The sequence below is a fragment of the uncultured Allobaculum sp. genome (assembly GCF_948576815.1).
In the GTDB taxonomy this organism is placed as follows: Bacteria; Bacillota_I; Bacilli_A; order Erysipelotrichales; family Erysipelotrichaceae; genus Allobaculum; species Allobaculum fili.
The window spans coordinates 1-8,736 of record NZ_CAPAEZ010000088.1 but is presented as its reverse complement, the minus strand read 5'-3'; the positions used below and the strand labels follow the sequence as shown (position 1 = coordinate 8,736).

The 8,736-nt window shown below is 49.9% G+C and carries 3 protein-coding genes; all 3 read left to right on the top strand.

The genetic code is table 11. The annotated features are described in order from the left end of the window. Positions 1 to 186: 186 nt before the first annotated feature. The 3 genes from Q2J39_RS09855 (at position 187) to Q2J39_RS09845 (ending at position 8,324) form a co-directional block, all read left to right on the top strand. Complete coding sequence (locus Q2J39_RS09855; protein ID WP_288340467.1) at positions 187 to 780, top strand: class I SAM-dependent methyltransferase; 594 nt, start codon at positions 187 to 189, stop codon at positions 778 to 780. A 291-nt stretch (positions 781 to 1,071) separates the two neighbouring features. Continuing rightward, positions 1,072 to 3,543, top strand: a complete 2,472-nt coding sequence (locus tag Q2J39_RS09850) for a DEAD/DEAH box helicase family protein (protein WP_288340465.1) — start codon at positions 1,072 to 1,074, stop codon at positions 3,541 to 3,543. 368 nt (positions 3,544 to 3,911) lie between these two features. Then, positions 3,912 to 8,324 carry an alpha-N-acetylglucosaminidase TIM-barrel domain-containing protein gene (locus Q2J39_RS09845; protein WP_288340463.1) on the top strand — a complete coding sequence of 1,471 codons (4,413 nt, stop codon included), beginning with the start codon at positions 3,912 to 3,914 and terminating at the stop codon, positions 8,322 to 8,324. The last annotated feature ends 412 nt before the right edge of the window (positions 8,325 to 8,736 follow it).

Here is an 8,736-nt window from a genome sequence, read left to right as displayed (position 1 = left end):
GACAATAGCCGCAAGGCAAAGATAGGAAGCTGCCAAACAAAATGAAATCCCCGAAGGATAAAGGAGAAATCCGATATCCTTCGGGGATTTTTCGCTCCGGGGATAAACTATCCCATAGAGAGGGATCCTTACAGCTGCCTTCAGCAGACGGGATCGAACTCGTTTAGAGAATAAGGGGTTGAATGTATGGCGGATAAAAAAACTTTAGCTTACTACCAGGATCATGCGAATGAATTTGTGCGGGACACCAAAAATGTCTCCTTTGGAAAGGTTCAAAGCCGTTTTCTGGAAAAACTCCCCAAAAAAGGATTGATTCTGGATTTTGGATGCGGCTCCGGTCGGGATTCCCTCGCGTTTTCGAAGGCGGGATATGAGGTGGATGCTGCGGATGGCTCCCCGGCTATGGTCAATCAGTGCCGCGCATCCGGAATGGATGCACGTCTGCTGCTTTTTGAAGATCTGAAGGCGCGGGACACGTACGACGGCGTATGGGCCTGCTCGTCGCTTTTGCACTGTTCCCGGGACGAACTTTCCAGAGTGATTCCGAAGGTTTTCCAGGCGTTAAAGCCCGGAGGATGGTTTTACTGTTCCTTTAAATATGGAGAGTTTGAAGGCGAACGAAACGGGCGTTTTTTCTGTGATCAGACAGAATCTTCACTTTTGCCCCTTCTGAAATCCGCCGGATTTGGAGACACCGAAATGTGGCAGAGCAGGGATGTTCGACCCGGCCGATCCGAGCAGATCTGGCTGAACGCATTAAGTCAGAAGAAACCTCTGTAGAAAATACCGAAAGAGGAATGAAAGACGGTTTGATTCTTCCTGATCCTGTTTCTGAACGGAAGAGTTCAACAGAAAATCTTCGCCGGACGGATACAGAGTACGATTTCATGAAGCAGAGGACGATCGTCAAAGCAGAGTCCTCTGCTTTTCCGTTTGGCTTATCTGCAAAACAGAATCCAGCGAAATCTTTGGAATGCCAGCCGGATTCTTACCATTCTGGGTACCGTATATTGAGAGAGTCTGGCATAAATAGAAGAGGCAGACGATTTACGAGGAAAGGAGGAGGCGAAAATGAATTCTGAATTTTTCAGCGGTGGTCCAGTAATCAAAAACCAGATCCTGCCCTTTTTGAATCAGATAAGCGAACAGGCAGATGAAATTGAACTGGCTGTCTCCTTTGTCCGGCTTTCCGGTGTTCGCCTTCTGCTTCCGCTTTTTCGTAAACTGCGCGAAAAGAAGACGAAGATCCGACTGTTATGCGGAACGTATATGGGTATTACAGAACCCGCGGCTTTGCACGTCCTCCTGCATGAACTGGGGGATACCGCCCAGCTGCGGCTGTTCAATAATCCGATTGTTTCTTTCCACCCCAAATGCTGGATTTTTCATTGTTTGGACCATATGGAAATCCTGATTGGAAGCTCAAACCTTTCCCGTTCTGCGCTCACTTCCGGAATCGAATGGAACTACGCGTTCTCTTCCCAGGGAAACGAAAAAAGTACAGAGAAAATTGTGAAAAGTTTTGAAGATCTCTGGTCTTCCAGCATTTTGCTTACGGAAGATTCCATTGAGGAATATCAGCTGGACCGGGAACCGTTTCAAAGCGGGCAGTGGATGGATCTGTTCGCAGCAGAAGATCAGAATCCGGAAGAAGGAAACGAAATTCGGGTGGAACCGAATGCTGTACAGACCGAAGCTTTATACAGGCTGGAAGAAACGCGGCAGAAAGGACAGCAGCGCGCTTTAGTTCAGGCAGCAACGGGAACGGGGAAAACTTTTCTTGCTGCTTTTGATTCTCGAACCTTTGAACGCGTACTTTTTGTCGCGCATCGCCGCGAAATTCTTGCGCAGGCCGCCAAAGCCTTCCATACCGTTCGTCCTGACGCCTCTATCGGCTTTATTGAAGGGGATCGGAAAGAACTGGATCGGGATCTGGTGTTTGCTTCGGTTCAGACACTTGCCAAACCCTGGCTTCTGAATGAAGAAACGCTTCCGTCCGATTCTTTTGACTACATCGTGGTTGATGAGTTTCATCATGCGGCAGCGAGGCAGTATAAAAAGATCCTTTCCTATTTCCATCCAAAATTTCTTTTAGGACTGACGGCTACGCCCTATCGTCTGGACGGCCGTGATCTGTATATGCTTTGCGACTATAACGTCCCCTATCAGATGAATTTGTTTGACGCGATCGCACAGGGATATCTGAGTCCGTTTCGCTACTATGGCATTTACGATCCGACGGATTACGAAAATGTCAAAATCCGAGGCATGCATTTTGACGCGGCGGCTCTGGAGCATACGTACGATCAGAATCTGGAACGCGCTTCTCTCATTTATCGCCATTATCAAAAGCATCCTTCCTCACGCGGACTTGGCTTTTGCATTACCCGAAAACATGCCCGTTTTATGGCGAAGTATTTCCAGTCCAAAGGCATTCCCTGCGCTTCCGTCGTATCTGATCCGGACCTTTCGGAAACATCTACGGATATGGATCGGCAAAGCGCGTTGAAAAAACTGGTAGACGGCGATCTGAAGATTTTGTTCAGCGTCGATCTGTTCAACGAAGGAACCGATATTCCAAACCTGGATCTTGTCATGTTCCTTCGCCCGACCGAGTCGGCGGTCGTATACCTGCAGCAGCTGGGCCGCGGTCTGCGCAAAGCTTCGGGGAAAGACTATCTGACGGTTCTGGACTTTATCGGAAATTACAAAACTGCGTCCTTTGGTCCATCGCTTATCGGCGTGAATCCGGGAACGACTGGGGGAAAAGATAAAGGTTCAGCCAGTTCAGTTCCTCGAAACTGCGTCGTGGATTTTGATCTGGAGCTGATTGATCTTCTGAAAAATCTGGCGAAGCGCAAACAGTCCCGCCTCCAGATTGTACAAGGGCTGTTTTATGACGCGAAGGAAAGTCTTGGCCATATTCCGTCTCGAATGGAACTGCGTCAGGCGCTCAGCGATGAAGATCTGGAATACTGTATGAAGGATGCCAAAATCAGTCCGTTCCACAATTACCTGCCTTTTCTCGATTCCATGCACCTTTTAGACGAAAAGCAGCAGGCGTTTATGCGTTCGCCGGCTGGGAAATTTCTACATTTGATGGAAACTACCAAAATGTCCCGAGTATATAAGCTGGCCGTACTGGAAGTTCTTCGACAAAGTCTGCTCAAAAGCGGAACTATTGCGTCCAGCTATTCGCCAGAAGACGTGCTTCAGGCATGGAAAACCTTCTTTTCAAGGGGAACACGCTGGTCCGATCTGGATGTCGCTTCACGCAATGCGTTTGATCAGATTACGGATGCGGCGCATTTGAAAAAGATCCGCGAAATGCCAGTTAAGCATTTGCTGCTCTCTTTTGATGGGCTGATCAAAAAGTCCGGGGAAGATATGATCACGCTGGACAGCTCTCTGAATGAATACCTGGATTCCCCCTGGTTTCAAAAACAGATTCTGGATATTCTCGACAGTCGAAGCGACGAGTATTATGCATCCCGGTTTGAAGATACAGTTCGCAAATCCACAAAGGAAAAGAATTCAAAATAAAGAATAGAAAGCGTCGGCTGCTCGAGTTTGAGCTGGCCGGCGCTTTTGGCATGGAAGTTCATCCCTATTCCAGAGCCGGCATTCTATGCCGTAGCGGGTTGTGCTTTGCCGGGGATGAGAGCTTTGGCTTATTCCTTTGCGACGGATGGATTTTCACGTCTGTTTTCGCACTATTGGAGAAAATCCTTCAAATGACTAAAAGAAGCATGTATTTCAGTAAAAGTTTACTCGTATACTCTTTAGTGTAAGCGCTTATTTTGAGCAAAGGATGGAGAAACAATGAAACTGAGTAAAAGCATTTCGGTGCTGTCCTGCGCCGCGCTTGCTCTTGGAATTCTTCCCCAGAGCCCTCTGCAGTCCCCGTGCAGATGATGGCCGCGGAGGAAGAGACTGAATCGCACAATCTGGCTTTGAACAAGCCGATCACCGCTTCCGACAGTGAAAGCGGCAGTGAAGCTCAGAAAGCCGTCGACGGCGATTCCAATTCCTGGTGGACGACGGTTACGCCAGCCTGGATTCAGGTTGATCTGGAGGGGGTCTGCAAGATCGACCGGATCAATCTCATGGCCTGGTTTAACCCGGATGAAGGTCATGCGAACCGCTACTACGAATACAAAATTCTTGGCAGTACGACCGGCGAAGAAGGATCGTTTACAGTCCTTGCCGATCATACGGGAACGTCCAATCGAACCTGGAACACGCCGGAAGGAGAAAGCGATTCGTTTACGGATGTCAAAGCCCGTTACATTCGCATTGAATATACGGCAACCCATGCCGACAATCAGCCCAACAACCACAACGCCCATCTGATGGAGCTGCAGGTTTATGGATCAATCAGTCTGGATGAGCCGCACGATCTGATGCTGCATTCTACGGTCAGTGCGAGCAGTTCAGAAGAATGGTATCCGGCCGAAAATGCTGCAGACGGCAATCTGGACAGCTACTGGGGCGCTGAAGGACCGGCAGATCTGTACGTCGACTTAAATGGCATCTTCGATCTGAGCTCCATTCAGGTCATTCCGTATTTCGCGGATGACCGCTCGTACACGTATGAGGTGTACACGAGTCTGGATGGCCGCGACTACAGTCTTTATGGCGAAAAGAAAGACAATACGCCCCAGACCCGGGATGGCGAAATGTTTACCAAAGAAGAGGAAGGCGTTCGCTATGTCATGATTTCCATGCTGACTAACTCGAAGAACCCTTCCGTTCACGTCAATGAAATTCACATTGTCGGAAAACAGAGTACGTCGGTAACGCCGCCGGTCGATGAAGACGAAAACAACCTGGCTTTAAACCGCCCGGTTTATGTGTCCAGTCAGCAGGACGGCATGAATAAGGAAAATCTGACTGACGGCGACAATTACACCGCCTGGGCTCCAAAATTCTGCCCGGCATACGCCCAGATTGATCTGGAACGCAACGTTAAGCTTTCGGCGATTCAGGTGATTCCGCCGGTAACGATGGGATCGGAAGAATACACGCAGTATTCGGTTTACGCCTCTCTTGATGGCGAGACGTACGATTTGGTTGGCCAGAAAAACGATACAAAACCAAGTCCGACTGCCGGCGAACGCTTTGCGATCGATTCCAAAGAAGCGCGATATATCCGCGTTCTCGTGGAATACTGCTCCACGCAGGATACACTGCCGATCAGCGAAGTCCGTGCCTATGGCGAAGAAACGGATAGCGAACTGCAGTCGCCGGATACCCTTTCCATTCCGGATTTTAAGTATACTGGCTACGCCGCACCCGTAACGCAGGAAGAAACGCTGCGTGAAGTTCGAAATCTTGTCAGCCGCACGGTTGGCGAAAGCTATAACGACTGGTTTGAATTCGTTCTCGATGATGCAAAATCGAATGGACTCGACTGGTATGAAATCGACATGCACAACGGAAAAGTGCGTATTCGAGGCAACAAAGGTCTGTCTCTGACGACCGGTCTGAACTATTACTTCAAGTATTTCTGCAGCGTGCAGATTGCCCGACAGACCGGTCAGGTGAAAATGCCGGCGGAAATTGTGGAAGTTCCCAGTACGATCCGCAAGGAAAGTCCCTATGAAGTCCGCTACGTGTACAACTACTGCACGCATTCCTACAACATGGCCTTCTGGGGCGAAGACGAGTGGCAGAACGAACTCGACTGGCTGACCCTCAACGGCTACAACACCGTTCTGGATATTACCGGTCAGGAAGAAGTCTGGAGACGCTTTTTAGGCGGACTCGGCTACAGCGAACAGGAAGTTCGCGACTGGCTGGTCGGACCAGGCTATCTTGGCTGGATGTACATGGCCAACGTGGAAAACATCAGCGGCCCGATTCCGCACGACTGGTTTGAAAAAAGCACAGAACTTGCCCGGCATAACCAGCGTTCCATGCGCGCTTTAGGCATGACGCCGGTTTTGCAGGGATATTCCGGCATGGTGCCTACGAACATCACGTCCAAGGATTCCTCGGTAGAAATCATTGATCAGGGATGGTGGAACGGCATCCAGCGTCCGGCTATGCTCAAAACCAATACCGCCACGTATGACGACTACGCAACCAGATTTTATCAGGCGCAAAAAGAAGTGTACGGCGACTGGGCCCACTATTATGCGACCGACCCCTTCCATGAAGGCGGCAACACCGGCGGCATTGGCCGGGACACCGTCGGATGGGAAGTTCTCGACGCAATGAAGAAATACGATTCGAACTGTGTCTGGGTTATCCAGTCCTGGTCTTTTGAATCCGATCTGCTTTCCTGGTTTTCCAGCGAAGAAAAACAGAACAATATCCTGCTGCTCGATCTGGATGGAACCCGCAATGCCAAATTTGACGATACGAACGAATTCGCCGGAAGCAGCTGGACCTATTGCATGCTGGAAAACTATGGCGGCCGCGTCGGCCTTTGCGGCAACCTGAAAAAAATCGCCCAGATTCCAGGCCGTGTCCGCAAGGGCACCAGCCACATGGTCGGCATGGGCATCGCTCCGGAAGGTACGGGCAACGATCCGGCGAAATACGATCTCTGGGGCGAAATGATGTGGGAAAGCGAAGACATCGATGTGGAAAAGTGGCTCGACAGCTACATCGAGCGCCGCTACGGTGCGGTAACGACGGACGCCAAAGCGGCATGGAAAATTCTTCTGAATACCGCCTACTCCGATCTTGAATACTTCAAGACACCGCCAGAATCCATCTTCTGCGCCATGCCGCACTTTGATGCGTCCAAGGCAGCGCCAAACGGTTCGTTTGACCGTCACTACAATATTGCGCAGTTTGAAAACGCCCTTACGTTGCTGATGAAGGACTATGACCGCTTCAAAACGAGCGAAGGCTATCAGTTCGATGTGAATACGCTGCTTCGCCAGTGCGTCGCCAACAGCGCCTACCCGGTTTATCAGGAATTCACATCGGCCTACCGAAACAGGAACGTATCCGAGTTTGATCAGGCGTCTGCTGAGTTCCTCGACCTTCTGGATTTGCAGGAACAGGTGCTCAACTCGAACAAAAACTCGATGCTTGGAAACTGGCTCGAGCCGTCCAGAAAAGCCGGCGAAAGCGAAGATGATTTCACGAAGCGTATTTATGAAATGAATGCGCGCGGTCTGATCACGACCTGGGCACCGTACTACACCTGGGGCGTTTACGATTACGCCAACCGCGAATACGGCGGTCTGCTCAAAGACTATTACGGTGCACGGTGGACCACGTGGATTGACCGTCTGAGCAAGGATATTCATGGCGACCAGACGTGCAGTGTAGAAAATATGAGCAGCAAGGAATCCTATCGCTTCGCCTGGAATTTCTGCCGCAGCGATACCGTCTACTCCAATGAACCGAGCGGCGATGTCAAAGCTCTCTACAATCGTTTCATTACCAGCTGCTCGCTCAATAAGCCGGTCGATTCTCTCGTCAGCTACATGTACACGATCGATACCGGAACGCATAAGATTTCTAAAGTTCCCGTACAGACTACGAAAGCAGTCTTCCTTTCCAACGTGATCATGCCTGAGGGTTCCACAATTGCCATCACCCGCGGTTCGAAGACCCTTGACGACGAGGATCTTCTGGAAAAGGACGATCAGATTCTGCTCACCCTTTCCAATGGAACGAAGCTGACGTACACGATTGGCGAACTCGTTGTTCCTACAGATTTCTCCCGCCTCGATACGCTGATGAAACAGGCCCAGTCGCTGATTGCCTCCGATTACGACGCCGAAGCCTGGGCTGCGTTCAACACTGCTCTGACCGATGTCAACGTCGTTTACGTCAACCCCGAAGCGTCCCAGGAAGAAGTGGATGCAGCCTGCACCCGACTGGAAGACGCTCTGGATCAGCTGGAAGCCATCTTTGCCGACTACACCGCGCTCGACGCTCTGGTTCAGGAAGCGGACGCTCTCGATCCGGATGACTACGCGAATTTTGAAGACGTTCAGAACGCTCTGGATGCCATCGTAAGAAATCTCCCACGCTCCAGACAGAAGGATGTCGATGCGATGGCCAGAGCCCTGCAGTCCGCTCTCGATGGACTGCAGAGAAAAGACGATCCGTCCCTTGTCTTTGACTATTCACTCCTGGAGACTCTCTGCGATAAAGCCGAAGCACTTGATCTTACAGACTATGCTTCAGCCGGTCAGGAAGAATTCACGTCTGTCCTGAACGCGGGCAAGGCTCTTATTCGTCACGCGTCTTCACAGAAGCAAATCGACGATGCGGCCAAAGCACTCCATTCAAGCCTTCTCGATCTGCGTCTTCTCCCCGACAAAGAAGCGCTGGCAAGTCTGAATCCGGACTGATTTTTCCAATCGAAAAACAATATCTTTTCGAATAAAGGCGCCCATCCTGAGCACATCAGGACGGGCGCCTTTCCTGCGTTTTGTCCCAAAAATCCTATGTGAAGCTGAACGAAAAAATCACAAATAAAGCTTGCGTCCGGAGAGAGGACATGCTATTCTAACGGAGCGCTTTTCGAAAGAGAACTTTTGAAAAGTCGAAAAAGGACTTTATCTATCGCATAAAATTCATAAAGTGAAAAAATTAAAAATATTCACAAAAAGAGTTGACGCGATCAAAAAGCCATGATAAACTAAATGAGCCTTGTGAGGGAACAATAAATATTCACAAGACAAATCCTGTCCATCGAGGACAGGGAAAAATGGATCTTTGAAAAACGAGCATCAGTAAGAAGACATAACAGAAGGTCTAACG

Excerpts from the sequence above, each read along its gene's own strand:
- Q2J39_RS09845 (WP_288340463.1), top strand. The coding sequence starts at position 3,912 with ATGATGGCCGCGGAGGAAGAGACTGAATCGCACAATCTGGCTTTGAAC.
- Q2J39_RS09855 (WP_288340467.1), top strand. The coding sequence starts at position 187 with ATGGCGGATAAAAAAACTTTAGCTTACTACCAGGATCATGCGAATGAA.
- Q2J39_RS09850 (WP_288340465.1), top strand. The coding sequence starts at position 1,072 with ATGAATTCTGAATTTTTCAGCGGTGGTCCAGTAATCAAAAACCAGATC.